Annotated in this window: 30 protein-coding genes; 14 read left to right on the top strand and 16 right to left on the bottom strand. The window is 69.3% G+C overall.

Features of this window, described 5'->3' with window-relative positions; translation table 11 throughout:
• The first annotated feature begins 22 nt into the window (after positions 1–22).
• Positions 23–622, top strand: coding sequence for a chalcone isomerase family protein (locus ACG00Y_RS16880; RefSeq protein ID WP_394480781.1), 600 nt, complete (start codon positions 23–25; stop codon positions 620–622).
• On the opposite strand, the gene gph is transcribed toward ACG00Y_RS16880, so the two are convergent.
• On the bottom strand, positions 600–1,289 hold the full coding sequence (gph, locus tag ACG00Y_RS16875) for a phosphoglycolate phosphatase (protein WP_394480780.1): 690 nt from the start codon (positions 1,287–1,289) through the stop codon (positions 600–602). The two genes, ACG00Y_RS16880 and gph, sit on opposite strands and share 23 nt — an antisense overlap.
• 74 nt (positions 1,290–1,363) lie before the next feature.
• On the opposite strand from gph, the gene ACG00Y_RS16870 reads away from it, so the two are divergent.
• Positions 1,364–1,858 (top strand): heme-binding protein, encoded by a 495-nt coding sequence (locus ACG00Y_RS16870; RefSeq protein ID WP_394480778.1) that lies wholly within the window; start codon positions 1,364–1,366, stop codon positions 1,856–1,858.
• Here the strand turns inward: ACG00Y_RS16870 and ACG00Y_RS16865 are convergent, their stop codons facing one another.
• Positions 1,859–2,815: a TolB-like translocation protein gene (locus ACG00Y_RS16865; RefSeq protein WP_394480776.1), complete on the bottom strand. Its 957-nt coding sequence runs from the start codon at positions 2,813–2,815 to the stop codon at positions 1,859–1,861.
• 55 nt (positions 2,816–2,870) lie between these two features.
• A complete protein-coding gene (gene alaC, locus ACG00Y_RS16860; RefSeq protein WP_394480774.1) occupies positions 2,871–4,094 on the bottom strand; it encodes an alanine transaminase in 1,224 nt (407 codons plus the stop codon).
• Positions 4,095–4,188: 94 nt separating this feature from the next.
• On the opposite strand from alaC, the gene ACG00Y_RS16855 reads away from it, so the two are divergent.
• Together ACG00Y_RS16855 and ACG00Y_RS16850 are read left to right on the top strand one after the other, a co-directional pair.
• Positions 4,189–5,097 (top strand): carbohydrate kinase family protein, encoded by a 909-nt coding sequence (locus tag ACG00Y_RS16855; protein ID WP_394480773.1) that lies wholly within the window; start codon positions 4,189–4,191, stop codon positions 5,095–5,097.
• Between the two features lie 7 nt (positions 5,098–5,104).
• Complete coding sequence (locus ACG00Y_RS16850) at positions 5,105–6,028, top strand: pseudouridine-5'-phosphate glycosidase (protein WP_394480771.1); 924 nt, start codon at positions 5,105–5,107, stop codon at positions 6,026–6,028.
• Here ACG00Y_RS16850 and ACG00Y_RS16845 read toward each other — a convergent pair whose 3' ends face one another.
• From ACG00Y_RS16845 to ACG00Y_RS16835, 3 genes are all read right to left on the bottom strand, one after another.
• Positions 6,029–6,502, bottom strand: coding sequence for a low molecular weight protein-tyrosine-phosphatase (locus tag ACG00Y_RS16845; protein ID WP_394480769.1), 474 nt, complete (start codon positions 6,500–6,502; stop codon positions 6,029–6,031).
• A 3-nt stretch (positions 6,503–6,505) separates the two neighbouring features.
• Positions 6,506–7,198, bottom strand: a complete 693-nt coding sequence (gene rpe, locus ACG00Y_RS16840; protein ID WP_394480767.1) for a ribulose-phosphate 3-epimerase — start codon at positions 7,196–7,198, stop codon at positions 6,506–6,508.
• Positions 7,199–7,264: 66 nt separating this feature from the next.
• Entirely contained in the window at positions 7,265–7,873 is a 609-nt protein-coding gene (locus tag ACG00Y_RS16835; RefSeq protein ID WP_394480766.1) for a TetR/AcrR family transcriptional regulator, read from the bottom strand.
• A 142-nt stretch (positions 7,874–8,015) separates the two neighbouring features.
• Here ACG00Y_RS16835 and ACG00Y_RS16830 point away from each other — a divergent pair, with 142 nt between their 5' ends.
• The 3 genes from ACG00Y_RS16830 to ACG00Y_RS16820 all read left to right on the top strand — a co-directional run bounded on the left by ACG00Y_RS16830 (position 8,016) and on the right by ACG00Y_RS16820 (position 10,410).
• On the top strand, positions 8,016–8,879 hold the full coding sequence (locus ACG00Y_RS16830; protein WP_394480765.1) for a fasciclin domain-containing protein: 864 nt from the start codon (positions 8,016–8,018) through the stop codon (positions 8,877–8,879).
• 89 nt (positions 8,880–8,968) lie between these two features.
• The gene (locus tag ACG00Y_RS16825; RefSeq protein WP_394480763.1) at positions 8,969–9,898 is read left to right on the top strand and encodes a fasciclin domain-containing protein; all 930 of its coding nucleotides are present in this window, start codon (positions 8,969–8,971) and stop codon (positions 9,896–9,898) included.
• Between the two features lie 59 nt (positions 9,899–9,957).
• Complete coding sequence (locus tag ACG00Y_RS16820; RefSeq protein ID WP_394480761.1) at positions 9,958–10,410, top strand: fasciclin domain-containing protein; 453 nt, start codon at positions 9,958–9,960, stop codon at positions 10,408–10,410.
• A 7-nt stretch (positions 10,411–10,417) separates the two neighbouring features.
• On the opposite strand, the gene ACG00Y_RS16815 is transcribed toward ACG00Y_RS16820, so the two are convergent.
• Together ACG00Y_RS16815 and ACG00Y_RS16810 are read right to left on the bottom strand one after the other, a co-directional pair.
• Positions 10,418–11,029 carry a DNA-3-methyladenine glycosylase I gene (locus ACG00Y_RS16815; RefSeq protein WP_394480759.1) on the bottom strand — a complete coding sequence of 204 codons (612 nt, stop codon included), beginning with the start codon at positions 11,027–11,029 and terminating at the stop codon, positions 10,418–10,420.
• A complete protein-coding gene (locus ACG00Y_RS16810) occupies positions 11,026–11,751 on the bottom strand; it encodes a substrate-binding periplasmic protein (RefSeq protein ID WP_394480757.1) in 726 nt (241 codons plus the stop codon). Before ACG00Y_RS16810 ends, ACG00Y_RS16815 begins: the two co-directional genes overlap by 4 nt.
• Before the next feature lie 70 nt (positions 11,752–11,821).
• Here ACG00Y_RS16810 and apaG point away from each other — a divergent pair, with 70 nt between their 5' ends.
• The 3 genes from apaG to mltA all read left to right on the top strand — a co-directional run bounded on the left by apaG (position 11,822) and on the right by mltA (position 15,520).
• The gene (gene apaG / locus ACG00Y_RS16805; RefSeq protein WP_394480755.1) at positions 11,822–12,196 is read left to right on the top strand and encodes a Co2+/Mg2+ efflux protein ApaG; all 375 of its coding nucleotides are present in this window, start codon (positions 11,822–11,824) and stop codon (positions 12,194–12,196) included.
• A 159-nt stretch (positions 12,197–12,355) separates the two neighbouring features.
• Complete coding sequence (locus ACG00Y_RS16800; protein WP_394480754.1) at positions 12,356–14,338, top strand: site-specific recombinase; 1,983 nt, start codon at positions 12,356–12,358, stop codon at positions 14,336–14,338.
• Between the two features lie 189 nt (positions 14,339–14,527).
• On the top strand, positions 14,528–15,520 hold the full coding sequence (gene mltA, locus ACG00Y_RS16795) for a murein transglycosylase A (RefSeq protein ID WP_394480752.1): 993 nt from the start codon (positions 14,528–14,530) through the stop codon (positions 15,518–15,520).
• Here mltA and ACG00Y_RS16790 read toward each other — a convergent pair.
• Positions 15,510–15,791, bottom strand: a complete 282-nt coding sequence (locus ACG00Y_RS16790) for a DUF427 domain-containing protein (RefSeq protein ID WP_394480750.1) — start codon at positions 15,789–15,791, stop codon at positions 15,510–15,512. The genes mltA and ACG00Y_RS16790 overlap by 11 nt on opposite strands.
• Before the next feature lie 26 nt (positions 15,792–15,817).
• Here ACG00Y_RS16790 and ACG00Y_RS16785 point away from each other — a divergent pair, with 26 nt between their 5' ends.
• From ACG00Y_RS16785 to ACG00Y_RS16770, 4 genes are read left to right on the top strand one after another with little or no spacing between them, the layout of a single operon-like run.
• Positions 15,818–16,069 (top strand): hypothetical protein, encoded by a 252-nt coding sequence (locus tag ACG00Y_RS16785; RefSeq protein ID WP_394480749.1) that lies wholly within the window; start codon positions 15,818–15,820, stop codon positions 16,067–16,069.
• On the top strand, positions 16,066–16,446 hold the full coding sequence (locus tag ACG00Y_RS16780; protein WP_394480747.1) for a c-type cytochrome: 381 nt from the start codon (positions 16,066–16,068) through the stop codon (positions 16,444–16,446). The genes ACG00Y_RS16785 and ACG00Y_RS16780 overlap by 4 nt, the downstream gene beginning before the upstream one ends.
• 13 nt (positions 16,447–16,459) lie before the next feature.
• Complete coding sequence (locus tag ACG00Y_RS16775; RefSeq protein ID WP_394480745.1) at positions 16,460–17,107, top strand: glutathione S-transferase family protein; 648 nt, start codon at positions 16,460–16,462, stop codon at positions 17,105–17,107.
• Positions 17,108–17,111: 4 nt separating this feature from the next.
• Positions 17,112–17,333 (top strand): DUF7661 family protein, encoded by a 222-nt coding sequence (locus tag ACG00Y_RS16770; protein ID WP_394480743.1) that lies wholly within the window; start codon positions 17,112–17,114, stop codon positions 17,331–17,333.
• A 1-nt stretch (position 17,334) separates the two neighbouring features.
• Here the strand turns inward: ACG00Y_RS16770 and ACG00Y_RS16765 are convergent, their stop codons facing one another.
• The 7 genes from ACG00Y_RS16765 to ACG00Y_RS16735 all read right to left on the bottom strand — a co-directional run bounded on the left by ACG00Y_RS16765 (position 17,335) and on the right by ACG00Y_RS16735 (position 23,668).
• Positions 17,335–19,035 carry an NAD(P)/FAD-dependent oxidoreductase gene (locus ACG00Y_RS16765; RefSeq protein WP_394480742.1) on the bottom strand — a complete coding sequence of 567 codons (1,701 nt, stop codon included), beginning with the start codon at positions 19,033–19,035 and terminating at the stop codon, positions 17,335–17,337.
• A gap of 82 nt (positions 19,036–19,117) precedes the next feature.
• On the bottom strand, positions 19,118–19,282 hold the full coding sequence (locus ACG00Y_RS16760; protein WP_394480740.1) for a hypothetical protein: 165 nt from the start codon (positions 19,280–19,282) through the stop codon (positions 19,118–19,120).
• Between the two features lie 56 nt (positions 19,283–19,338).
• Positions 19,339–21,426 (bottom strand): putative bifunctional diguanylate cyclase/phosphodiesterase, encoded by a 2,088-nt coding sequence (locus ACG00Y_RS16755; RefSeq protein WP_394480738.1) that lies wholly within the window; start codon positions 21,424–21,426, stop codon positions 19,339–19,341.
• Between the two features lie 16 nt (positions 21,427–21,442).
• Positions 21,443–21,811, bottom strand: a complete 369-nt coding sequence (locus tag ACG00Y_RS16750) for a methylglyoxal synthase (RefSeq protein ID WP_394480736.1) — start codon at positions 21,809–21,811, stop codon at positions 21,443–21,445.
• A gap of 106 nt (positions 21,812–21,917) precedes the next feature.
• Complete coding sequence (locus ACG00Y_RS16745; protein WP_394480735.1) at positions 21,918–22,544, bottom strand: hypothetical protein; 627 nt, start codon at positions 22,542–22,544, stop codon at positions 21,918–21,920.
• A gap of 22 nt (positions 22,545–22,566) precedes the next feature.
• A complete protein-coding gene (locus tag ACG00Y_RS16740) occupies positions 22,567–23,013 on the bottom strand; it encodes a DUF6326 family protein (protein WP_394480733.1) in 447 nt (148 codons plus the stop codon).
• Between the two features lie 25 nt (positions 23,014–23,038).
• A complete protein-coding gene (locus ACG00Y_RS16735) occupies positions 23,039–23,668 on the bottom strand; it encodes a class I SAM-dependent methyltransferase (protein WP_394480731.1) in 630 nt (209 codons plus the stop codon).
• Positions 23,669–23,678: the final 10 nt, after the last annotated feature.

The raw sequence follows: 23,678 nt of genomic DNA, 5'->3' as shown, positions 1-23,678 counted from the left end.
CGCCACGAATACGGAGACGGACATGCGTGCATTCATCGTCGCGGCCCTGTTGGCTGCGGGCAGTTTGAGCGGAGCAAGTGCCTGGGCCCAGACGGTCGAGGTGGCGAATGTGAAGTACGAGCCGGGCATCGACCTGGCCGGCCAGAAGCTGCAACTCAACGGCGCCGGCGTGCGCTACAAGTTCGTCGTCAAGGTCTATACGGCCGGGCTCTACCTGACGACCAAGGCCGGCACGCCGCAGGAGGTGCTGGCCGCGCCGGGCCCCAAGCGCATCCATATCCACATGCTGCGCGACATCGACGGCAATGAGCTGGGCCGGCTGTTCACCAAGGGCATGGAGGACAACGCGCCGCGCGAGGAGTTCGTCAAGTCCATCAACGGCGTGCTCAAGCTCAGCGAGATCTTCGCCAGCCGCAAGCAGCTCAACAACGGCGACAGCTTCTACGTCGACTACGTGCCCGGCCTCGGCTCGACCGTGTTGCTGAACGGCAAGCCCATCGGCGAGACCATCAAGGAGCCCGAGTTCTTCACGGCGCTGCTGCGCATCTGGCTGGGCGACAAGCCGGCCGACGCGGCGCTGAAGGATGCGCTGCTGGGCATCAAGAAGGAACGCCGGCGCTGATCGCGTCCAGCCGGTCCACATGCTGATGGGCCGGAACGGCGCGGATGTCCTCGCCGTGGTTGTAGCCGTAGGTCACCAGCACCAGCGGGCAACCGGCCGCGTGCGCCGCCTCGGCATCGTTGCGTGAGTCACCCACCATCCAGGTCGCCGACGGCGGCGTGCCCAGCGCTTCGCAGGTCTTGAGCAGCGGCAGCGGGTCGGGCTTCTTGCGCGCGAACTCGTCGCCACCGAAGACGTGCTGGAAGTAGCCGTCCAGCCCCTTGCGCTTGAGCAACTCCCGCGCGGGTGCGCCGGGTTTGTTCGTCAGCACCGCCAGCGGGATGCCCCGCGCGCGCAGCGCTTCCAGCCCTTCGACGACGCCGGGGTAGATGGCCGCGTGCTCACCGTTCACTGCCGCGTAGTGCTGCTGGTAGAGCAGCCAGGCGCGCTCGAACAGCTCGGGCTGAGTCCCCATATCAGCGCCCACATGGGCCAGCGTCGTGCGCACCAGGTGCTCGCTGCCGCGGCCGATGGTGTGCTCGATGAAGTCGCGCGTGACGCCCGGCAGGCCGAGGTCAGACAGCACGAGGCCCAGAACGGCGACGAAGTCGCCCAATGTGTCGACCAAGGTGCCGTCGAGGTCGAGGATGCAGGCCTGCATGGGTGGGTGGAGGTGGGGAGAGGACATCAGGTTGATCACGTCATGAAACACCGGCTCACTACTATCCGCCATCTGCCACTCCGCAAGATGCAACTGCCAACATGGACAAGACCTTGAAAGCGCCCGCGACCGTCGCCGCCTGTGCGGCGCAAGAAGCTGCCCTGGTCTTCGACCGCCTCAACGCGGCAGACGCGATGGCCATCGGCCAGGCCATCCTCGCCCTGTCGCTGGAATGGTTTCCGGGCCGGCCCATCGCCATCCACATCGAGACGGAAACCCACCCGCTGTTCGTCTACTTCATGGACGGCACGACGGCCGGGAATGCCGACTGGGTCAACAAGAAGAAGAACGTCGCCCGCCGCTTTGGCCACAGCTCGTGGATGGTGCGGCAGCAGTTCATCGAGCGCGGCGTGGACTTCAACAAGGACACGGGGCTGGACCCGGAACTGTTCCGCGCCGAGGGCGGCGCCGTGCCGCTGATGATCCGCGGCAAGGGGCGCATGGGCATGCTGGTCGTCTCGGGCCTGGAGGGCTGGGAAGACCACGTGCTGGCGGTGGGCGGGCTGGAGCTGTGGCAGAGCAGGAACGTGGGCTAGTTACGTTCCTGACGAGCCGGTGACTGTGGCTCCTTCGCCCGGGTGAAGCGAGAGCCGCTGGGCCCGGCACTCGGCGTCGTTCTTGATGACGTAGATCGCGCGCTCGCCGCCCAGTTTCTCGATGGCTGCATGAAAGACGATGGTGCTGCCGTCGCTGGAAATCGAGAGGTTCACGAGGTCGACCCACTTGCCTGCGACGTCGCACCTCTTGCGTGGCCCATTGAACAGCGACAGGCCCGCCGCGTAGTAGCTGTTCCGGTCATTGACGGTGAAAAGTTCGGTCCGAGCGCAGACCCACGGATCACCATCGGCGCAGCGCATCACGAATGTCGATGGCGTGAGCAACTGATTGATGCCGCTTGGGACATCGCCGTGAACGGTCAGGAATGAGGTGGGACTCGTCGGAACGGTTTGAAAGAGATTCCCGCCCACGGCACTGATCGGCGCTCCGCGGCGAAGGAACGGCTGCAGGCTCAACTGGCGGCCTTGGCCGTCGCGCAGCCGTTTCCAGGTGCTCGCGTTGCCATCCGATTCCAGGAAGACGTGGTCGCTCTGGCGGGTCTCCTTCGCGAAGGCCAGGCCGAACTGGTTCTTGTAGAGGGATGTCTGGTGGCCGGAGGTCAGGTGGACTTTGAGCAGTTCGCCGCGGCCCTGTTCATGGGTTGTCACCAGCAGATGCTGTTTGTCTTCAGTGAATTCAATGGATCGCAGGTTCGACGGCACCAGCAGCTTCCGCCGCGATGTCACGACCGCGCCGTCCAGCTCCAGCAATCGGCCGTGCGGTGCGCCTTGGTGATCGTTCCAGAACGCGAACAGCCGCTTCCCGTCGGGGCTGATGGCGAGCTGCGTGCTTGCGGGGAAATCGCCGGCGTACGGGGGCTGACTGGCACAGCCGAACAACGCCAGCAGGGCCACGCTCGTGGACTGGGCAACCTTGCGCGCTAACTGTGATGGCATGCGATTTCCTCGTGCAGCAAGAGCCGGGGCGCAGGTCGCCTGCCCCGGCGACGGGTCAGGCTTTCAATAGCCCATCCGCCTTGAACATCGCCTTGATCCCCCGCACCGCCTGCCGGATGCGCGACTCGTTCTCGATCAGCGCGAAGCGCACATGGCCATCGCCGTGGTCGCCAAAGCCGATGCCGGGCGACACGCAGACCTTGGCCTTCTCCAGCAGCTGCTTCGCGAACTCCAGCGAGCCCAGCGCGCGGTAGGCCTCGGGGATGGGCGCCCAGATATACATGCTGGCCTTGGGGCAGTCGACCTGCCAGCCGGCTTCAATGAGCCCCTTGTAGAGCACGTCGCGGCGGCGCTGGTAGCTGGCGCAGATGTCCAGCACGCACTGTTGGTCGCCTTCGAGTGCAGCGATCGCCGCGACCTGCAGCGGCGTGAAGGTGCCGTAGTCGTGATAGCTCTTGATGCGGGCGAGTGCAGCGACGAGGTCGCGGTTGCCGACCATGAAGCCGATGCGCCAGCCGGCCATGTTGTAGCTCTTGCTGAGCGTGAAGAACTCGACCGCCACGTCCTTGGCGCCGGGCACCTGCATGATGCTTGGTGCCACATAGCCGTCGTAGACGATGTCGGCATAGGCCAGGTCGTGCACGACGAGGATGTCGTGCTTCTTGGCCAGCGCCACGACGCGCTCGAAGAAGCTCAACTCCACGCACTGCGCCGTCGGGTTCGATGGGAAGCCGAACACCATCATCTTGGGCTTGGGGTAGCTGCCACGGATGGTCTTCTCCAGCTCGGCGAAGAAGTCGACCTCGCTGCTGACCGGAATCGCGCGGATGTCCGCCCCGGCAATGACCGCGCCGTAGATGTGGATGGGGTAGCTCGGGTCGGGCACCAGCACGGTGTCGCCGCGGTCCAGCGTCGCCAGCATCAGGTGGGCCAGGCCTTCCTTGGAGCCGATGGTGACGATGGCCTCGCTGTCCGGGTCGATGGCCACACCGTAGCGGCGCTGGTACCAGTGCGAGATCGCGCGGCGCAGCCGCGGGATGCCCTTGCTGGCCGAGTAGCCGTGCGTGTCGGGCCGCTGCGCGACCTCGGTGAGCTTGGCGACGATATGAGCCGGCGTGGCCCCGTCGGGGTTGCCCATGCTCATGTCGATGATGTCTTCGCCGCGCCTGCGGGCCGCCAGCTTCAGCTCGGCGGTGATGTTGAAGACGTAGGGCGGGAGGCGGTCGATGCGCGCGAAACGGCGCTTGCCGCCGGAGGCGGAAGAGGAGGGGGAAGTCATTGGCAGTGTCACGTGAGCGCCCGGAACCGTCCGAGCGACGTGGGCGGCTTGGCGCCGCACCGGGGCTGACTGTATCGGTTCCTAGAATGCGGCGATGACAGCCCCAGCCGCCCCCATCGTCTGCATTGGCGGCTTCAACGTCGACCGCAAGCTGCGCCTGCTGGCCGATCCGCTGGACGGCTCGTCCAACCCCTGCGAGGCGCATGAGACGCCCGGCGGCGTCGTGCGCAACGTGGCCGAGAACCTGGCCCGCCTGGGCCTGCCCGTGGCGCTGATCGCGGCGGTGGGCGACGACGCGGGCGGTCGCATGCTGCTGGAGCAGGCCGCGCGGGTGGGCATCGCCACCGAGGCCGTGCTGAAGCTGCGCCGGCAGGTCAGCGACAGCTACACGGCCGTGTTGTCGCCCGACGGTGGCCTGCACCTGGGCCTGGCCGCCATGCCGCTGGTGGAGAGGCTCAACCCGTGGGCGCTGGAATCCAGCAAGGCTCTGCGCGCGAGCGCGGCGCTGGTGGTGGCCGACGGCAACCTGCCGACCGACGCCTGGCCGCTGCTGCTGGGCGAAGCGCAGGCCAGTGGCATCCGGCTGGTCGGCGTGGCCGTGTCGGAGGCGAAGATGGACCGCCTGCCCGAAAGCCTCACCGGCCTCTACCTGCTGATCCTGAATGCCGGCGAGCTGTCCACCGTGGCCGCGGACCCCGCCGAGGCCTTCGCGCGGCTGCATGCGCGCGGCGTCGGCTGCGTGCTGGTGTCGCGTGGCGAGCGCGGCCTGCTGCTGAGCCAGGCCGCGCGCGGGTCGCGCGAATGGCCGGCGCCGCAGGTCGACGTCGTCGACGTGACCGGCGCGGGCGATGCGCTGGCGGCGGGCGTCTGCGCCGCGCTGCTGAGCCACCCGGACGATGCCGACGCCGCCGCCCGCCTGGGCCTGGACCTGGCCGCGCTGACGCTGCAGACCGAGGACAGCGTGCACCCTGAACTGAACCCGAACTTTCTCAGCGACCGCTGAACCACCGATGAACGACCTGATCCAACTCTCGCCCGAAGTCGCTGCCGCCCGCGCCGAAGGCAGGCCCGTCGTGGCGCTCGAATCCACCATCATTGCCCATGGCATGCCCTGGCCGCAGAACCTGGAGACGGCCCGCGAGGTGGAAGACGTCATCCGCGCCGAGGGCGCCGTGCCGGCCACCATCGCCGTCATGGGCGGGCGCGTCCGTGTCGGCCTGACGGAAGACGAGTTGCGCCAGCTCGCCCAGGCGCCCGACGCGATGAAGCTCAGCCGCCGCGACCTGCCCTATGCCATCGCCACCGGCCGCCTGGGCGCCACGACGGTGGCCGCGACGATGATCTGCGCCCACCTGGCCGGCATCGAGGTGTTCGTCACCGGCGGCATCGGCGGCGTGCACCGCGGCGGGCATGAAAGCTTCGACATCTCGGCCGACCTGCAGGAGCTGGCGCGCACGCCGGTGGCCGTGGTCTGCGCAGGCGCCAAGTCCATCCTGGACCTGGGCCTGACGCTGGAATACCTGGAGACGCACGGCGTGCCGGTGCTCTCCATCGGCCAGGACAACTTCGCCGCCTTCTTCACGCCGGACAGCGGCCTGAAGGCCGACTGCCGCATGGACGAGGCGCGCAGCCAGGCGCGTTTTATTCGCGCAAAGTGGGCGTTAGGTCTGGCGGGCGGAGTGGTCGTCAGCAACCCGGTGCCGGCGGCCCAGGCCATGCCGCGCGAGGAGATCGACGCGATCACGACGCAGGCGCTTGCCGAGGCCGCGCAGCAAGGCGTGCAGGGCAAGGCTATCACGCCCTTCCTGCTGGCGCGCATCAAGGCGCTGACGGGTGGCCGCAGCCTGGCGACCAACATCGCGCTGGTGCGCAACAACGCGGCGGTGGGTGCGCGGCTGGCGCTGGCGCTGGGTGACGAGCGCCCGAAGACCTGATCAACCCAGCTTCAGCCGCCCCTCGCGGCTCTCGGTCAGCAGCCGCTGGGCGGCGCGCTCGATCATGCCGATGACCACGTCGAAGCCCTGGGGCGGGCCGAAGTAGGGGTCGGGCACGTCCTGGCCGGCCAGTTCGGGCACGAAGTCGGTCAGCAGCCTGATTCGGGCGTGGTGTTCGGGTGCCGCCTTCGCGCGCAGCGCATCGGCGTGTTCGGCTTCCATCACCAGCACCAGGTCGTAGTCGCCCAGGCTCTCGGGCTCTGCGCGGCGCGAGCGCCATTTGCGCTCCAGGCTGTATTTGTGCCGCGCCAGCGCGGCGGCGGCGCGTGCGTCCACCGGCCCGCCGCGCGGGTCGGCGTGCACGCCGGCCGAGACGATGGTCTTGAACACATCGCCCAGCTTGGCCTTGAAGATGGCCTCGGCCATGGGCGAGCGGCAGATGTTGGCGGTGCAGATGAGCAGGATGGAAGCCATGGCTCAGGCTTTCGCAAGTTCCGTGCGCATCGCGGCTATGACGGCTTTGTAATCAGGCTTGCCGAAGATGGCCGAGCCGGCGACGAAGGTGTCGGCGCCCGCCGCAGCAATCTCGCGGATGTTGTCCACCTTCACGCCGCCGTCGATTTCCAGGCGGATGTCGCGACCGCTCTTGTCGATGATCTCGCGCGCTCGCTTCAGCTTGGCCAGCGCGCTGGGGATGAAGCTCTGGCCGCCAAAGCCCGGGTTCACGCTCATCAGCATGATGAGGTCCACCTTGTCGATGACCCACTCCAGCACGTCCAGCGGCGTGGCGGGGTTGAAGACGAGGCCGGCCTGCTTGCCTTCGCCCTTGATGAGCTGCAGCGTGCGGTCCACATGGGCGCTGGCCTCGGGGTGGAAGGTCACCAGGTCCGCACCCGCGCGGCAGAAGGCCTGGGCCAGGCTGTCGACCGGCTGCACCATCAGGTGCACGTCCAGCAGGGCCGGCGTGCCGTCGGGCTTGACCGCGTGCTTGCGCAGCGCCTCGCAGATCATCGGCCCGAAGGTCAGGTTGGGCACGTAATGGTTGTCCATCACGTCGAAGTGAATCCAGTCGGCGCCGGCGGCCAGCACGTCGCGGACCTCCTCGCCCAGGCGGGCGAAATCGGCGGACAGGAGGCTGGGGGCGATGCGGTAGGTGGGAGCGGCGGCCATGGGCCGCGATTTTAGGAGGCTGTCGGGCTTGGGGCTGGCGCACCCAGCCCCAAGCCCGACAGCCTCCTAAGGCCCCAGGCCCTTGAAGCAGCTCGCCACCAGCCAGTCGACGATCTGCGCGTCGCTGTAGTTGCCGCCGGCGCGCATGACGCCCAGCACCGGGTCGCAGGCGCGGGCGAACAGCGTGTAGAGCACCAGCTCGGGCGGCAGTGCCGGGTCAAGCTGGCGCTGGGCCTGGGCCTCGGTGATCCAGCTGCCCAGCTCGTCGGAGACCTGCATCAGCCGCTCCATGTAGGCCTTGTTGCCCACCAGCGTCGCGCGCAGCGTCGAGTCCTGCGCCGGCAGCAGCGGCATCTGGCCGGCCAGTTGCTGCTGATAGGCCCAGCGCGCCACGCCCTGCAGCCGGCCCAGCGCGTCCAGGTCCAGCGCACGCAGCCGCGCCAGCTCGTCCTGGGTGCGCGCCAGCACCTGCACCATCGCCGCCGCCGCCAGCTCTTCCTTGGATGTGAAGTGCTTGTACAGGCTGGCCTTGGCGATGCCCACGTCGGCGACGACCTCGTCGACCGTCATCAGGTCGAAGCCCTTCTCGGCCAGCAGCCGGCTCACCGACGCCACGATGGCGTCTTCTCGAGCCTGCAGCACTTGTTCTCGAAACCTGGGGCGTGGCGTCGTCATGGGAGTGATTCTAGACGGCTTCGTTACAAGCGAGACTGTCTGAGTCAGTTTTGAATCGACAAGTAATGAAATAGACCACAAAGTTGACAACGTGAACTGTGTAGTTCAAATTTGCGCCTGACGAGTTTTTCGCGAGGGCGCGATGCTGAACTGGATTCGAGAGCTGGCACTGCCGCCGATGGCCCGGTTGATGCCGCACGGCGCGGGCGGTGCATCGCCTGTTGCTGCGGCGGGGCCGACGCTGGACTGGCTGGCGGTGGCCGCCGCGCCGCTGCAGGCGCTGGCGCGCGGCCCGCAGCGGGTGACGCTGTTCGCGCCGACGGACGCGGCACTGCGCCAGGCCGGCGTGTCGCCGCAGCATCTGCCGCCGGTGGGGCTGCAGCAGTGGCTGGCGCGCCATCTGAGCGTGGTGGACGACCCGACGGCGGCGGTGCTGCCCATGCTGGACGGTAGCCTGCTGCGACGCGATGCCACGGCAAGCTGGCGCGACGCCAGCGGCCAGCGAGTCGTCGAGCTGCGCGCCGAATCCGGCCCGGGCGACCTGCGCCTGCTGTGGGTGGACCGCCCGCTGCAGCCGGCCTCGGCCAGCCTGTGGCAGCAGATCGCAGCCGAACCCGGTCTCGGCCGCTTCGCTGACGCGCTGGAGCGCACCGGCCTGGCGCCGCTGCTCGGCTGCACGGGGCCGTTCACCGTGTTTGCACCTTCTGACGCCGGGCTGGACCGCGCCGCCGCCAGGCTGGGCCTGAGCCGCCGGGCGCTGTGGTCCGACAACGCGCAGCTGGGCCGGCTGCTGCGCCAGCACGTGGTGCCGGGGCGCTGGGCCAGCCTGGAACTGCCCTGGGGCGGCCAGTTGCGTAGCTGGGCCGATGCGCCGCTGCACCTGTCTGCGCTGGGCCATGTCCGCGCCGGTGGCGACCTTGCCCAGCCGCTGGCCGTCGGCAGTGACCAGCCCTGCAGCAACGGCGTGCTGCACCGGCTGCACGACGTGCTGCTGCCGCCGGACTGAGCGGCCGGCGTTTCACCGTTTCCCTCCCTCCGGGGCCGCTCTCGCTGCGGCCCCGTGGCTTCCTTCGCTCAATTACAGGAGACCTTCCCATGTGGACCACCTGGCTTCAACGTCTCGGCATCAGCCTGTCCATCAGCCTGCTCGCGGCCTGCGGCGGCGGTGACGACCCCGATCCCAACGTCGTGGAAGTGGCTCAGCGCGACGCCAACTTCAGCGTGCTGGCCGAGGCCGTCGTCGCGGCCGACCTGGCGGGCACGCTGTCCGGCCCCGGCCCGTTCACCGTCTTCGCGCCCACCGACGCCGCCTTCGCCGCACTGCTGACCGAGCTGGGCGTCTCCAAGGCGCAGCTGCTCGCCGACAAACCGCTGCTGCGCACGGTGCTGCAGTACCACGTGCTCGGCAGCAAGGTGGAGCGGTCCGCTGTGCCGCTGGGCAAGCCCATCACGCCGCTGGAAGGCGGCATCTTCAAGATCGACTCGGTGGGCGGCAACCTCGTCATCACCGACGGCCGCAACCGCACCGCCCGCATCACCGCGACCGACGTGGCGGCCACCAACGGCGTGGTGCATGCCATCGACAAGGTGCTGCTGCCGGCCGACAAGACCGTTGTCGCCACCGCGCAGGCGTTGCCCGACTTCAGCATCCTCGTCGAGGCCGTCGTGGCGGCCGACCTGGTGCCCACGCTCAACGGCACCGGCCCCTTCACCGTGTTCGCGCCCACCAACGCCGCCTTCGCCAAGCTGCTGACCGAACTGGGCTTGACCAAGGAACAGCTGCTGGCCGACAAGCCGCTGCTCACCAAGGTGCTGACCTACCACGTCGTGGCCGGCCGCGTGCTCAAGGCCGACGTGCCGGTGGGCACGCCCATCACCACGGTGCAGGGCAACACCTTCACGGTCGACGCCACGCTGGCCATCACCGACCGCAACAGCCGCAAGGCCGCCATCACGGCCACCGATGTGCTGGCGCGCAACGGCGTCATCCATGTGATCGACACCGTCATCCTGCCCACGCTCTGAGTTCCTCCCCCCGGCGAGCCTGGCTCGCCTTGTCCTTCCCACCTGAAAGTCCAACCACCATGAAGAAGTTTTTTGCACTGACCGCCCTCTCGCTCGCCGCCCTCGGCGCCCAGGCCAAGGACATCGTCGACACGGCCGTGGCCGCCGGCAGCTTCAAGACGCTGGCCACCGCGCTGCAGGCCGCCGGGCTGGTCGACACGCTCAAGGGCCCGGGCCCGTTCACCGTGTTCGCGCCGACCGACGCCGCGTTCGCCAAGATCCCCAAGGCCGACCTCGACGCGCTGCTCAAGGACAAGGCCAAGCTGACCGCCGTTCTGACCTATCACGTCGTGCCGGGCAAGGTCATGGCCAAGGACGTCAAGGCCGGCAAGGTCAAGACCGTCCAGGGCAGCGAGCTGACCATCACGACGATGGGTGGTGTGATGGTGGACAACGCCAAGGTCACCGCGACGGACATCGCCGCCGACAACGGCGTCATCCACGTCATCGACTCTGTTGTGATGCCGAAGTGATCTTGAGTTACGCGGGGCGCTGAAACGCCTCACGCTGCCGCTGGGCTTCGGCCCAGTGGTGGCAGCCCGGCTGATGGTCGTTGATCAGCCCCATGGCCTGCATCAGCGCGTGCATCGTCGTCGGGCCGACGAACTTCCAGCCGCGCTTCTTCAGGTCCTTGGACAGCGCCTCGGAGCCCGGCGACTGCGACAGGTTGTGGGCCACCGAGTTCTTCGGCGGCTCGAAGCGCCACAGGTAGGCGCCCAGCGAGCCGGTCTCGGCCACCAGGTCCACGCAGCGCCCGGCGTTGTGGATGGCCGCCTCGATCTTGCCCCGGTGGCGCACGATGCCGGGGTCGGCCAACAGCCGGGCCACGTCCGCCGCGCCAAAGCGGGCGACCGCGTTGAAGTCGAAGCCCGCAAACCCCGCGCGAAAGGCCTCGCGCTTGTTCAGGATGGTCCGCCACGACAGGCCGCTCTGGAAGCCTTCCAGGCACAGCTTCTCGAACAGGCGGAAGTCGTCGGCCACCGGCCGGCCCCATTCCTCGTCGTGATAACGCAGATAGGTGGCGTCGCCAGGAGCGGCGGCGCACCAGGCGCAGCGTGGCCGGCCGTCGGGGGGGAGATAAAGAGGCTTCATCGGTACTTGTCGCCAATCTGCCGCAGCACACCGTCGCGCTCCAGCTTGCGCAGCGCCTGCGTCAGTCGTTCCTCGACGGCCGCCGGCAGGTCGGCGCGCATCGCCAGGAACTGCGGCTCTTCCTGGAACACGGCACGGCCGATCTTCATCCGCTCGCCCAGCCCGCTGTCGGCGATGTGGTGCCGCAGGTTGATGTCCTGGCCGTACATGACATCGGCGCGGCCCATGTTCAGCATCTGCAGCGCCTCTCGCTCCGAGCCCACCTCGGCGATGGCCACGTCTGCCGCCAGCAGGTGGCGCGCGATGGCCGTGCCGCGCGCAACCAGCACACGCTTGGCGCGACTGGCGGTGGCCAGCTCCGCCAGCGTGTCGAGATGACGCGTGTCGTCGGCGCGCTGCACGACGACGTGGCGAATGACGTACAGCGGCACCGGCGCGTAACGCCACTGCCGCTCGCGCTCGGGCGACTTCAGCAGGCAGAAGAAGGCGTCCACCTGGCCCTCGGCCAGCAGGCGCTCGACGCGCTTGAGCGGCACATGCTGCGCCAGCCCCGTGAAGCGCAGGCCAGGCTCCGCTTTCTCGACCGCGCGCAGAATCTCCATGCACAGCCCCGGCTTGTGCGGCCTGCCGGTAGGGTCGTACTTGACGGCCGCACCGGCCTGCTGAACGGTACGCAGGCTCATCTCCTGGGCCGGCGCAGCCAGGCACAGGAAAGCGGTCAACAAGCCGAGCCAGCGTTGCCCCGGCATCACGCACCCTCAGTCATCCGAAGAGCATAGCGACAATCACCCCATGCCCAACCCCAGTTTCAGCTGCAGCGTCGCCGTGCAAGCCTTGCCCGAGCAGACCCACCTCGAGCAAGGCCTGTACGCCTTCAGCTACACCGTCACCATCGAGAACACCGGCGATGTGCTGGCCCAGCTCATCGGCCGGCACTGGGAGATCACCGATGCGCGCGGCCAGGTGCAGGTCGTCGATGGCCTGGCCGTCGTCGGCCACCAGCCGGTGCTGGCCCCCGGCCAGAGCTTCCAGTACAGCTCCTGGGCCCAGATCGGCACGCCGCAGGGCTCGATGTGCGGCCGCTTCCTCTGCGTGACCGAGGGCTGCGAGATCTTCCATGCCGAGGTGGCCGAGTTCCTCCTGGCCGACAGCGCGAGCTTGCATTGAAGCCCCTCGCCCAGTCTTGCGGCGCTGTACGCGCGCAAACCTGGTCGGTCCCCCGAGGGGACGGCGACGCTCGCGGGGGGGCCCCCGCTCGCACATCGCCTGACGGGCCGGCTTGGGAGCGGCCCGGCGCTCGGCCCGCGAGAACCGTGGACAAACAAGGTGTCTAGTCGGAGCTGGGACCTCACCGCGCTGCTGAACGCGGCCGACCCGCAGGCCGCGCTGGCCGAGCGCAACCTGTGGCTGGCGCGGCTGCTCGAATGGCTGCGCCACGCGCCGCGCGAGGAGGTGTCCGGCGGCCTGGGCACGCCGCTGCCGCTGGTGCGCCTTAAGCACCTGCTCAATGTGCTGGAGCGCCACCCCGAGCATGCGCGCGCCTTCGCGGGCGTCATCGCCGGCGTGTGGAACGATGTTGACGCCGTCAGCCTGTTCGCCGAGGTGGGCTTTGCGCCGCGCATGGCGCTGTGGGGCGAGTTCCTCGGCCGCCTGCGCCGCCGCCTGCTGCCGCAGACGACCGACACGCGCGACCTCGCGGCGCTGTTCGAGCTGTTGTTCGGCGACGAGAACGACGAGGACTGGATCGCCGCCATCGACGACGAGTTGCTCGGCCGGCTGAGCCTGCTGTTCGCCGCCGCGCCCGACGGCGGCTGGCGTGTCGAGGCGCGCGCGGCCATCACCGTGCTCATCAGCAACGTGCACGCCGCCGGCCTGGCCGGGCCGTTGCGCGTGCGCATGGACGAGGCGCTGTTGCAGGACAAGCCCTTTCACCAGCTGCCCGCCGCCTGGGCCGCCGTGGAGCATGCGCAGGCCGGCGCGGAGGTCGACCGGGCCGCGCAGGCGTCGGCGATGCAGTACCTGCATGCACTGCTCGACGGCTGCCGCGCGGCGGCGCTGACGGTGCCCGAGCACCTGGAGGTCCACGGCGTGTCGGTCGACCTGATGTTCGCCGTCGAGCAGCTGACTGCGCGGCTGGACCGCATCGAGGCGCTGCTCGCCTGCCTGCTGTCGCAGCAGCCGCAGCGCGAGCTGCTGCGCCTCGTGGCCGGCCTCGTGCACGTCGTTCACGAACGGCGCAGCCTGCGCACGCTGTTCGCACGTCACTACTCGCTGCTGGCCCGCAAGGTGGCCGAGCGCAGCGCCGAGACCGGCGAGCACTACATCACCCGCAACCGCGCCGAGTACCGCGACATGCTGCAGCGCGCGGCGGGCGGTGGCGCCGTCATCGCCGGCACCACCTTCGCCAAGTTCTTCATTGCGCTGCTGGGCTTCACGGCCTTCTGGGGCGGCTTCTGGGCCGGCGTGAACTACGCGCTGAGCTTCGTCGTCATCCACCTGCTGCACTGGACGGTGGCCACCAAGCAGCCCGCCATGACGGCGCCAGCCCTTGCCGACAAGCTGCTCGTGGTCGACAGGGACGACGGCCTGCAGGGCTTCGTCGACGAGGTCGCCCACCTCGTGCGCTCGCAGGTGGCCGGCATCATCGGCAACCTCGCCGTGGTCGCCCCGCTCGTGCTGGCCGTGCAGGGGCTGTGCTGGCTGGCCTTCGGTGCGCCGCTGGTGGGTGAGAAGGACGCGCATTACGTGCTGCATTCGCTCAGCCTGTTCGGGCCTTCGCTGCTGTTCGCCGCCTTCACCGGCACGCTGCTGTTCGCGTCCAGCCTCATCGCCGGCTGGGTGGAGAACTGGTTCGTCTTCCACCGCCTGGACAGCGCCATCGCCTGGAACCCCGGCATCGTCGCGACGCTGGGCCAGGCGCGCGCACAGCGCTGGTCGCATTGGTGGCGGGCCAACATCTCCGGCCTGGCGGCCAACATCAGCCTGGGCCTGATGCTGGGCCTGGCGCCAGCGCTGCTCGGCTTCATCGGCCTGGACCTGGAGGTGCGCCACGTCACGCTGTCCACTGGCCAACTCGCCGCCGCCGTCGGTGCGCTCGGTTACGGCGTCATGGCCACCTGGGCCTTCTGGTCCTGCGTGATCTGCATCGCCGGCATCGGCGTGCTCAATCTCGGCGTCAGCTTCTTCTGTGCCTTCAAGGTGGCGATGCGCTCGCGCGGCGTCAAGCTGGCGGACCGGCGGCGCGTCTACGCCGCCATCCGCGCCCGGCTGCGGCACCAGCCCTTGAGCTTCCTGATTCCTCCGCGCTAATCGTCCTTGCGCTCGCCGTTCTTGCGGCCCGAGAACATGGTCCACCAGATGATGAAGACGATGATCAGCAGTGCGCCGAGGGCTTCGAGGAGGAGCAGCAGCATGGCAGGGTGGGCGCGTGGGGGACTGGCCGCGATTCTAGGAATGCTGGCGGCCTGCTCCGCGCCGCCGCTGCATCCGCAGCGTCCGGTGGCCCCGTCGCCTCAGCCTGTCGCACAGCGCTGGGTCGCCGTGGACTGGCAGGACCTGCCCGGCTGGGGCAGCGACGAGCTGCTCGCCGCCTGGCCCGCGCTGCTCGGCAACTGCCAGCGCCCCGCCGCCGGCTGGGCCGAGTTCTGCGCCCGCGCCGCGCTGCAGACGCCCGCCGACGCGACCGAGGCGACGCTGTTCCTGATGAAGCATCTGCGGCCCTGGCGCGTGGCGTCAGGCAGTGGCGACACCGGCTTGTTGACCGGCTACTTCGAGCCCCAGCTCCCGGCCAGCCGCACGCGCCAGGGCGCCTTCCAGTGGCCGCTGCATGCGCTGCCCAGCGACCCGGCGCTGCGCCGCCTGCCGCGCCGCGACATCGACAGCCACCCGCGCTTCGCGGCGCTGGAGCTGGCCTATCTGGACGACCCCTTTGCGCTGCTGCAACTGCAGATCCAAGGCTCGGGCCGCCTCGTCATGCGTGATGCGACCGGCGCCGAGCGCATCAGCCGCGTCGCCTTTGCCGGCCACAACGACCAGCCCTTCGAGTCCGTCGCCCGCACGCTGCTGGCGCGCGGTGAGCTGCGTGACGCGAGCTGGAAGGGCCTGAGCGACTGGGCCCGCAACAACCCCGCCAAGGTGCGTGACGCGCTGGCCGTCAACCCGCGCATCGTCTACTTCCGCGAGGAGCCGCTGACCGACGCCGGCCAAGGCCCGCGCGGCGCCCAGGGCGTGGCGCTCATGCCGGGCCGCTCGGTTGCCATCGACCGCTCGTTCATCGCGTTAGGCACGCCGTTGTGGCTGGACAGCACCGAGCCGCTGTCCACCACGCCGCTGCGCCGCCTGGTGCTGGCGCAGGACACGGGTGCCGCGATCCAGGGCGCCGTGCGCGCCGATCTGTTCTGGGGTTGGGGCGACGAGGCCGCGCTGCAGGCCGGCCGCACGAAGCAGCCACTGCGGCTGTGGGCGCTGCTTCCTCAAGGCGTTACTCCGTGACCTTCACGCCCTTCCAGAACGCATAGCGGCCCTTGATCTCGGCCGCCGCAGGCAGCGGGTCGGCGTAGTACCAGACGGCGTCCGCGTTCATCTCGCCGTTGACGAACAGGCTGAGGTACTGCGCCTGGCCTTTCCAGTGGCAGCCGCTGCGGTGGTTGGAGAAGGTTGTGTACTCCTTCTTCAGCGACTCGGGCGGGAAGTAGTGGTTGCCTTCGACGACGACCGTGTCGTCGCTTTCGGCGATGGTCACGCCGTTCCAGACTGCTTTCATGTGGGGTCTCCTTGAGAATGGCCTCGATGAGACGCTATCACTCCCACCTCGGCCGCGACATCGTGATGACATCGGGCAGCGCCCGCGACCTCACCCCCGGCCAGTTCGGCCTGCTTGCGGTGGACGGCGGCGCCGGCGGCTGGTCGGTCGTGCACAAGGGGCCGGAAGGCGAGGTTGTCGAACTGAACAACGAGATGCACTTCGAGACGCCTGAGGACGCGCTGGCGTTCGTGAAGGAGCTGATCGACATGATGGCCACCGGGGGTGAGCAGCCATGACGCCGCAGGCCGTTGCGCTGGCGTTGCTGCTGCCCGCCATGGCGCCGTGGGCCGTGGCAGCGGGCGACGCGGCGGCCGGCCGCAAGGTTTTCGCCTCCTGCGCCAACTGCCATGCCGTGGGGCCGGCTGCGCGCCACGCCTTCGGTCCGCACCTGAACGCATTGGTGGGTCGCAAAGCCGGGTCGTCGCCGGGCTATGCCTATTCCGCCGGCATGAAGGCCTCGCGCCTGGTTTGGAACGAGGCCACGCTGACCGCCTTCCTGCGCGACCCAGGCGCCGTCGTGCCCGGCACCAAGATGCGCTACTGGGGCCTCGGCATGAACCAGCGCAAGGTGGCGGACCTGCTGGCCTATCTGGCCGCCACTCAGGGCGGATGAAGGAGCCGATGTCATGCACCACCCCCATGCCCCACTGACCCTCTACGGCGCCGAAGCCTCCGGGGCGGTCGCCGTCGAAGCCGCGCTGACGCTGCTGGGCCTGCCCTACACGTTGATCGAAGGCGCGACATGGGCCGAGGAGGCCGCGCGCGATCGCGTGGCCACCAGCAACCCGATGCGCCAGATCCCGACGCTGGTCATGCCCGATGGCGAGGTCATGACCGAGAGCGCGGCCATCCTGATCTACCTGGCCGACCTGGACCCGGCCGCTTCGCTGGCCCCGGCGCCCAACGATCCGAAGCGGCGGCAGTTCCTGCGCTGGATGCTCTATGTGTCATCGGCCATCTACTCGCTGCACTGGATCAAGCCCGACGTGAGTCGCATCGGCGCGCCGCAGGCAGCGTGCGAGTCCGTCATCGAGGCCGTGCACGAGCGCATCGCCTTCTGCTGGGCCAACATGGACGGCCAGCTCAACCCCGGCCGCTACCTGCTCGGCGACGAGCTGACCGTGCTGGACCTGTACGTGGCCGTCGTGTCTCGCTTCGGCCCGTGGCGGGAGCGGTTTGCCGAGGTGGCGCCGCGCATGCTGGCGGCGGTTCACCATGTCGACGCGGAGCCGAGGTTGGCGGCGTTGTGGGCCGCGCGGTTTCCGGAGGATTGATACGGTGATTTCCGAACGCTTCAACGTCTTTGGCGGCCTGTTCGATATCGAGCGAACCGGCGGCGGTTGGTCCGTGCTGTCTGTCGGCAACGACGGCAAGCGCTCGCCGGCCCACTTCGTCATCCCGGAGTTGGTCGCCGACGATGAACTGGAGCAGTTCCTGTTCGACCTGTTCCATGAGCAGGCGGGCTACAAGAAGGGCGGGATCTTTCGCGTTCAGCGCTAGATCAAACCTGCCCACCCGCCTTGGACCCCTTGCCCTGCAGCACCGGCGCATCCGGCATGCCGAGCAGGTCCGCCGCCAGCGCCTCGGCCACCTCGATGCCGTCGACGCCGGCGCTCATGATCCCGCCCGCATACCCGGCGCCTTCACCTGCCGGGAACAGCCCGCGCACATTGACGCTCTGGTAGTCGCGCCCGCGGTTGATGCGCAGCGGCGATGACGTGCGCGTCTCCACGCCGGTCAGCACCGCGTCCGGGCGGTCGAAGCCGCGGATCTGGCGGGCAAATGCCGGCAGGGCTTCGCGGATCGCTTCCAGGCAATACGTCGGCAGCGAGCCGTTGCCCTTGGCCTGCAGGTCCGTCAGCGTCACGCCCGGCTTGTAGCTCGGCACCACGTCGCCGAAGGCCTTGCTGACCTGGCGCTTGATGAAGTCGCCCACCAGCGAGCCCGGTGCCAGGTAGCCGCCGCCGCCCAGCTCGTAGGCGCGGCTTTCCCAGAGGCGCTGGAAGGCCATGCCGTCCAGCGGGTTCACGGGGCTGCCGTCGCGCTTGCCGTCCTGCCGGTAGTCCTCGGGCGCCAGGCCCACGACGATGCCGGCGTTGGCGTTGCGCTCGTTGCGCGAGTACTGGCTCATGCCGTTGGTGACGACGCGGTGCTCTTCGCTCGTGGCGGCCACCACCGTGCCGCCGGGGCACATGCAGAAGCTGTAGACCGAACGGCCGTTCCTGGCGTGGTGGACGAGCTTGTAATCGGCCGCGCCCAGGATGGGGTTGCCGGCGTTGGCGCCGAAGCGGGCCGCGTCGATCAGGCTCTGCGGGTGCTCGATGCGGTAGCCGATGGAGAACGGCTTGGCCTCCATGTGCACGCCGCGCGCATGCAGCATCTGGAAGGTGTCGCGGGCGCTGTGGCCTAACGCGATGACCACGTGGGTGGTGTCGATCTGCTCGCCGGATTCCAGCGTCACACCTCGCACGGCGCCGTCCTCGATGAGCAGGTCGGTCATCTTCTGCTGGAACCGGATCTCGCCGCCCAGCGCCTCGATGTCGGCGCGCATCTTGATGATCATGCTGACGAGGCGGAAGGTGCCGATGTGGGGCTTGCTGACGTACAGGATCTCGTCCGGCGCGCCGGCCTTGACGAACTCGGTCAGCACCTTGCGCGTCAGGTGGCGCGGGTCGGTGATCTGGCTCCACAGCTTGCCGTCGGAGAAGGTGCCGGCGCCGCCCTCGCCGAACTGCACGTTGCTTTCGGGGTGCAGCTTTTGCTCGCGCCACAGGCCCCAGGTGTCCTGCGTGCGTTCGCGCACGGACTTGCCGCGCTCCAGCACGATGGGCCGCAAGCCCATCTGCGCCAGGATCAGCGCGGCGAACAGGCCGCAGGGGCCGAAGCCGACGACGACGGGGCGCGGGCCGGTGTGCTCACCCACCTGGGCCAGGAAGTGGTAGCCGGTGTCGGGCGTGGGGCGCACCTGGTGGTCGCCGGCAAAGCGCGCCAGCACGGTGGCTTCGTCGACGCCATCGGCCAGCTTGCAGTCCAGCGTGTAGACGAGCTGGATGTCGCTGCGCTTGCGCGCGTCGTAGCCACGGCGGAAGACGTGGATGGTGGCCAGCTCGGCGTCGGTGAGCTTGAGCCGCGCCAGCACGGCGGGGCGCAGCGCGCCTTCGTCATGGTTGAGCGGCAGGCGGAGTTCGGTGATGCGGATCATGGTTTGGTCGATATCTAGCCGACAAAAACAAACAGGCCCCGCAGGGCCTGTGTGGTGAACCTTCAGGCGGTCAGCCCGAAGATCAGCCCGAATGCGGGCGCTTGCCCGGGTTCTTCTTGGAACGGGTGTGGGCACCGCGCTCCAGGCTGCTCAGCTGGCCCTTGCCGGCGGTGAAGGTCACGCCCTTGGGGGCTGCGGGACGGGGGGATGCGCGGCGGTCCGCTTCGGTAACGATCTTCTTGCCCATGATGGCTCCAGTAAAACTAGCCCACAACAGGGGCAAAACTACGAAAGGCGCGGATTTTAGCCTGCGGACGCGAGCCAGCCCTCGAAGGCCGTCAAGTCCATCGGTTTGGCCAGCAGATAGCCCTGCAGCTGGTCGCAGCTGCAGCCCTGCACGACCGCCAGCTCGGCCTCGTTCTCGACGCCCTCGGCCGTCACCGTCAGGCCCAGGCCCTGGCCCACGCCGACGATGGAGCGCAGCAGTGCCTCGCGGCGCGGGTCGGTGTGGACGTCCTGGATGAAGCTGCGGTCTATCTTCAGTTCATCCACCGGCAGGTGCTGCAGGTAGGCGAGGGACGACTGGCCGGTGCCGAAGTCGTCGATGGCCAGGCGCACGCCCCAGGCCTTCAGTGCATGCAGCACGGCGATGGGGTCGGTGCCGCTGGACATCAGGCCGGTCTCGGTCACCTCCAGCTGCAGCTGGCCAGGGTCCACGCGGTACTCGGCCAGCATCGCGGCCAGCCGCGCGGGCAGGGTCTGGTCCTGGATGTCCAGCGTCGAGATGTTGACGGCGATATAGATCGGCGCGAGACCGGCCGCCTCGCGGTCGGCCAGCGTGTGCACCGCGCGGTTCAGCATCCAGTCCGTGATCTGGCGGATGCGGCCGCTGCGCTCGGCAAAGGGGATGAAGTCGGCCGGCGGCAGCCAGCCGCGCTGCGGGTGCTGCCAGCGCACCAGCGCCTCGGCGCCGACGATGCGGCCGGTCTTCAGGCAGCGCTTGGGCTGCAGGAACTGGCGCAGCTGGTCCTGCTGGATGGCGGTGTGCAGGTCGGACAGCAGGCTCAGGTGCAGCGTGCGCGCGGCCTCGGCGCCGGGGTTGTAGACCGTCACGGCCTGGCGCAGGCGCTTGGCCTCGAACATGGCCTGCTCGGCGCGGCGCAGCAGCGTCTCGGTGTCGGCTGCATGCTCGGGCCAGTGCGCCACACCCAGCGACACCGACAGGTCCAGCGACTGGCCCTGCCATGACAGCTTGTGCTCCACCTCCTCGCGCAGCTGCACGGCCAGCGCCGCGCCGTGCTCTGCGCGCAGCACCGGCGACAGCGCGGCAAACGTGCCGCCGGCCAGGCGCCCGTAGGCGGCCACGCCCTCGAACAGCGCGCCGAGCTTGTCGGCCGCGCCGCGCAGCAGCGCATCGCCGGCATCGAAGCCCAGCAGGCTGTTGACGGCCTTGAGCCTGTCCACGTCGATGCAGATCAGCACGGCCAGCTGCTCGCCCTCGGGCAGGCTGGCCAGCAGGCGGTCGCCGTCGGCGATGAAGCGGGCCCGCTGCGGCAGGCCGGTCAGCAGGTCCACGTCGGCCAGGCGGCGCAGCTCGGCTTCGCGCTCGCCGACCGCGACGGCCATGGTGTTGATCGCAGTCGCCATGTGGCCCAGCTCGTCGGCGCCGTCGACCTCGATGCGATGGCCGTACTGGCCCTGGGCGATCAGCTCGGCGCCGTCCTCGGCGCGCTTGAGCGGATTGACGATGGAGCGCGTGACGCCCACGGCCAGCAGCGCGCCGGCGACGAGGGCGGCGGCGCACAGCACCAGCACGCCGGTGCGGTCGACGTCGATCTGCTCGCGCAGCTCGCGCGCCTTGGCCGTGCCGGCGCGCTCCTCGCTGGAGGCGAGCTGCTGGATGGCGCCGACGAACTGCGCCAGCGTGAACTCGGTGTCGCCGCCCAGCAGCGCCCGTGCGGCCGGGAAGTCGTCCTGCTCGATGAGCAGGCGCACCTCCTCGTAGCTGGTGCGGTACTCGGCCAGGCGCTCGCGCGCCTCGGCCAGCCGGGCGCTGCGCGGCCCCGGCGGCAGCACGAGGGCCAGGCGCTGCATGGCGTCGTCCAGCCGCGAGTTGGCGGCCTCGATCTCGGGGTAGGAGGCGATGCGCAGCTCGTCGTCCGGGCTCATCAGCACCAGCAGCTTGCGCGCCACGGCCTCGGCGTTGCGGTTGATCTCGTTGACGGAGTCGCGGACGGCGGCCTGCTCGTCGACGATCTGGTTCAGCGTGTCGGACAGCCCCGTGAGCCGGTGCAGCGACAGCGCCGCCAGGCCCAGCAGCAACAGCAGCAGCACCGCGAAGGCCAGGCCCAGCCGGGTGCGGATGCGCAGCCGGGACAGCCGGCGTTTCATGCCGGCGCCGTCACTTTCATTTCGCGGCCCACTGTCCCAGAAGCAGACGCGCGGTGGCCACGTTGGTGGCGCAGGGCACGTCGTGCACGTCGCAGGCGCGCACCAGGGCGTTGATGTCGGGTTCGTGCGGCTGCGGCGTCATCGGGTCGCGCAGGAAGACCACGCCGTCCAGCTCGCCAACCGCCAGCCGCGCGCCGATCTGCAGGTCGCCGCCCAGTGGGCCGCTCAACATGCGCTCGATGACCAGGCCGTGCGCCTCGGCCAGGCGGCTGCCCGTGGTGCCGGTGGCGATCAGCTGGCAGCGCCGCAGCAGCGGCAGGAAGTCGGCGGCGAGGGCGATCATGTCGTCCTTCTTGCCGTCGTGGGCGATCAAGGCGAGTCTCATCGGGCGGGGCGGATGTTGCAAAGCGGCCACCTTACACGCAGTCCGCAGCGGGCGGTGCGAAGTAGTTGGCAGTTCGGGGAGCAGGCTCCCTTCGCTGTTGTTCCGCTCAGGGCTGAATCGACACGCGCAGCTGCAGCTCGCGCTCCGGCTGGCCGGCCGCGTCGCGGCTGCTGACGGTGCCGGCTGGCGCCGGGGCTGCCGTGCCGCCCGAGCGGGCCGCCGTCTGCCAGCGCCCCATCGGCAGGCTCAGCGTGGACTGGAAGCCTTTGCCGCCGTCCTCCACGTCGAAGGTCACGCGCACCGGCGCCGCGCCACCGGGCCAGGTCGGCGTGACCATGAAGCTCTGCGTGACCTGGCGCTGCTGCGCCGTCGGGCTGGCGTAGATGCGCCGCGTGGCACCGCTGGGGGTCAGCTCGACGGTGGTGTCCAGCCACTGCAGCGGGTCGCGCGTCGTCAGCCGTGCGCTGGCGCGTTCGCCGTTCTGCACCAGCAGGCGATGCGTCGGCACCGACACGGCAGGCACCGTGGACGTGACGACCCCGGGCCCGCGTGGCGACACCGTGCCCGCCGTGCCGACGACGACCGCACCGTCACGCACGCCGGCCTGGGCCGCGGGCGGCAGGGCGCTGTCCACCCAGCGCAGCTCGACGAGCAGCTGGATGTCCGGCGGCGCGGCGCTGGCCAGGGCGGGCAATGTCAGGAGGAGCAGGGCGGACAGATGGCGGCGTTTCATGATGCGCGCCAGCATAGGCGCCTCACGGCCCGCTGCGTGGCCAGGCCCAGGCGCGGTAGGCGATGAAGGTCGTGAGCGACACCTCGATGACGGCGAAGTAGACGTAGTACGCCCAGGCTTGGGTGACAAAGGCCATGACCAGCGTCAGCAGGATGACGACGGTCATCAGCGAGCCCGACACCATGTTCGCCCATCGATTCGCCCGGGCATTCAGTGTCAGCGACGCCAGCACCATCAGCGCCGGCACGGACATCAGCACGGCCACGCCCAGCTTCAGCCCCTGGGTGATCGGGCCTAGCGGCCCCATGTTGCCTTTGAGGATCTCGCCCAGCAGCCACTTGTCATAGAGCCCGAGGATGTCGGCATAGATGTAGCAGAACATCGCCGTGACCCAGAGCGCCGAGAGCTGCGCCTTGATGTCGACCCGGGTGTCTTGCAGCACTGCTGCCGTCGTATCGATGGCTTTCACGTCTTTCCTCGTTGTTGCTGGAGATTCACACCGGCCGGCGCGCGACGATGAAGGCAATGGAGCGCTTGGCGCCCACGTCGGGCTGGCGCAGGTCGACGAAGCCGGCATCGCGAATCTCGCGCGCCAGGCGCTGGCTGTCGAAGCCGTCCACGTGAGGTGCCTTGCCCAGCCAACGCATCGTCCGCAGCACCGGTTTGAGCAGCGGCCAGCTCCAGCCCAGGCAGGTCGTCGACGACACGAAGTAGCCGCCGGGCTTCAGCAGCCGGTGCATCTGGCGCAGCGCGGCGGGCCGGTCCGTCACCAGGTGCAGCAGGCTGTAGGCGCAGACGACATCCAGGCTCGCGTCGGCGAACGCGCTCAGGCCGGCGCCCAAGGCGCCCAGGTGGAATTCGACGTTGCGCACCTGCTCCGTGGCCGCCTTCTGGCGGGCGATGTCGATCATGCGGCTGGAGGCATCCAGTCCATGCACCGCCTGCGCGTGCGGGGCCAGGCGCAGTGCCAGCGAGCCGGTGCCGCAGCCGATGTCCAGCACGACGCTGTGCTGGCCGATCAATGACGCGGTGACGTCGATCTTGCGCTCGAACGACTGCGGGTTGGCGACGGGCTGGCGGGCGTAGCGTTCCGCGATGCCGTTCCAGAACTCAGGATCTGCCATGGCCAAGACT

The sequence above is a fragment of the Pelomonas parva genome, from assembly GCF_043555835.1.
Lineage (GTDB): Bacteria > Pseudomonadota > Gammaproteobacteria > Burkholderiales > Burkholderiaceae_C > Pelomonas > Pelomonas parva.
Note: the sequence above shows the minus strand (reverse complement) of the source record. Positions and strands in the feature narration are given on the sequence as shown.

Coding starts and splice junctions, on each gene's coding strand:
- alaC (WP_394480774.1), bottom strand. CDS start 4,094: ATGACTTCCCCCTCCTCTTCCGCCTCCGGCGGCAAGCGCCGTTTCGCG.
- ACG00Y_RS16870 (WP_394480778.1), top strand. CDS start 1,364: ATGGACAAGACCTTGAAAGCGCCCGCGACCGTCGCCGCCTGTGCGGCG.
- ACG00Y_RS16735 (WP_394480731.1), bottom strand. CDS start 23,668: ATGGCAGATCCTGAGTTCTGGAACGGCATCGCGGAACGCTACGCCCGC.
- ACG00Y_RS16855 (WP_394480773.1), top strand. CDS start 4,189: ATGACAGCCCCAGCCGCCCCCATCGTCTGCATTGGCGGCTTCAACGTC.
- ACG00Y_RS16760 (WP_394480740.1), bottom strand. CDS start 19,282: ATGGGCAAGAAGATCGTTACCGAAGCGGACCGCCGCGCATCCCCCCGT.
- ACG00Y_RS16880 (WP_394480781.1), top strand. CDS start 23: ATGCGTGCATTCATCGTCGCGGCCCTGTTGGCTGCGGGCAGTTTGAGC.
- ACG00Y_RS16765 (WP_394480742.1), bottom strand. CDS start 19,035: ATGATCCGCATCACCGAACTCCGCCTGCCGCTCAACCATGACGAAGGC.
- ACG00Y_RS16835 (WP_394480766.1), bottom strand. CDS start 7,873: ATGACGACGCCACGCCCCAGGTTTCGAGAACAAGTGCTGCAGGCTCGA.
- ACG00Y_RS16745 (WP_394480735.1), bottom strand. CDS start 22,544: ATGAAACGCCGCCATCTGTCCGCCCTGCTCCTCCTGACATTGCCCGCC.
- ACG00Y_RS16755 (WP_394480738.1), bottom strand. CDS start 21,426: ATGAAACGCCGGCTGTCCCGGCTGCGCATCCGCACCCGGCTGGGCCTG.
- ACG00Y_RS16775 (WP_394480745.1), top strand. CDS start 16,460: ATGCACCACCCCCATGCCCCACTGACCCTCTACGGCGCCGAAGCCTCC.
- ACG00Y_RS16825 (WP_394480763.1), top strand. CDS start 8,969: ATGTGGACCACCTGGCTTCAACGTCTCGGCATCAGCCTGTCCATCAGC.
- ACG00Y_RS16750 (WP_394480736.1), bottom strand. CDS start 21,811: ATGAGACTCGCCTTGATCGCCCACGACGGCAAGAAGGACGACATGATC.
- gph (WP_394480780.1), bottom strand. CDS start 1,289: ATGTCCTCTCCCCACCTCCACCCACCCATGCAGGCCTGCATCCTCGAC.
- ACG00Y_RS16830 (WP_394480765.1), top strand. CDS start 8,016: ATGCTGAACTGGATTCGAGAGCTGGCACTGCCGCCGATGGCCCGGTTG.
- rpe (WP_394480767.1), bottom strand. CDS start 7,198: ATGGCCGCCGCTCCCACCTACCGCATCGCCCCCAGCCTCCTGTCCGCC.
- ACG00Y_RS16845 (WP_394480769.1), bottom strand. CDS start 6,502: ATGGCTTCCATCCTGCTCATCTGCACCGCCAACATCTGCCGCTCGCCC.
- ACG00Y_RS16780 (WP_394480747.1), top strand. CDS start 16,066: ATGACGCCGCAGGCCGTTGCGCTGGCGTTGCTGCTGCCCGCCATGGCG.
- ACG00Y_RS16790 (WP_394480750.1), bottom strand. CDS start 15,791: ATGAAAGCAGTCTGGAACGGCGTGACCATCGCCGAAAGCGACGACACG.
- ACG00Y_RS16815 (WP_394480759.1), bottom strand. CDS start 11,029: ATGAAGCCTCTTTATCTCCCCCCCGACGGCCGGCCACGCTGCGCCTGG.
- ACG00Y_RS16865 (WP_394480776.1), bottom strand. CDS start 2,815: ATGCCATCACAGTTAGCGCGCAAGGTTGCCCAGTCCACGAGCGTGGCC.
- ACG00Y_RS16820 (WP_394480761.1), top strand. CDS start 9,958: ATGAAGAAGTTTTTTGCACTGACCGCCCTCTCGCTCGCCGCCCTCGGC.
- apaG (WP_394480755.1), top strand. CDS start 11,822: ATGCCCAACCCCAGTTTCAGCTGCAGCGTCGCCGTGCAAGCCTTGCCC.
- ACG00Y_RS16785 (WP_394480749.1), top strand. CDS start 15,818: ATGAGACGCTATCACTCCCACCTCGGCCGCGACATCGTGATGACATCG.
- ACG00Y_RS16850 (WP_394480771.1), top strand. CDS start 5,105: ATGAACGACCTGATCCAACTCTCGCCCGAAGTCGCTGCCGCCCGCGCC.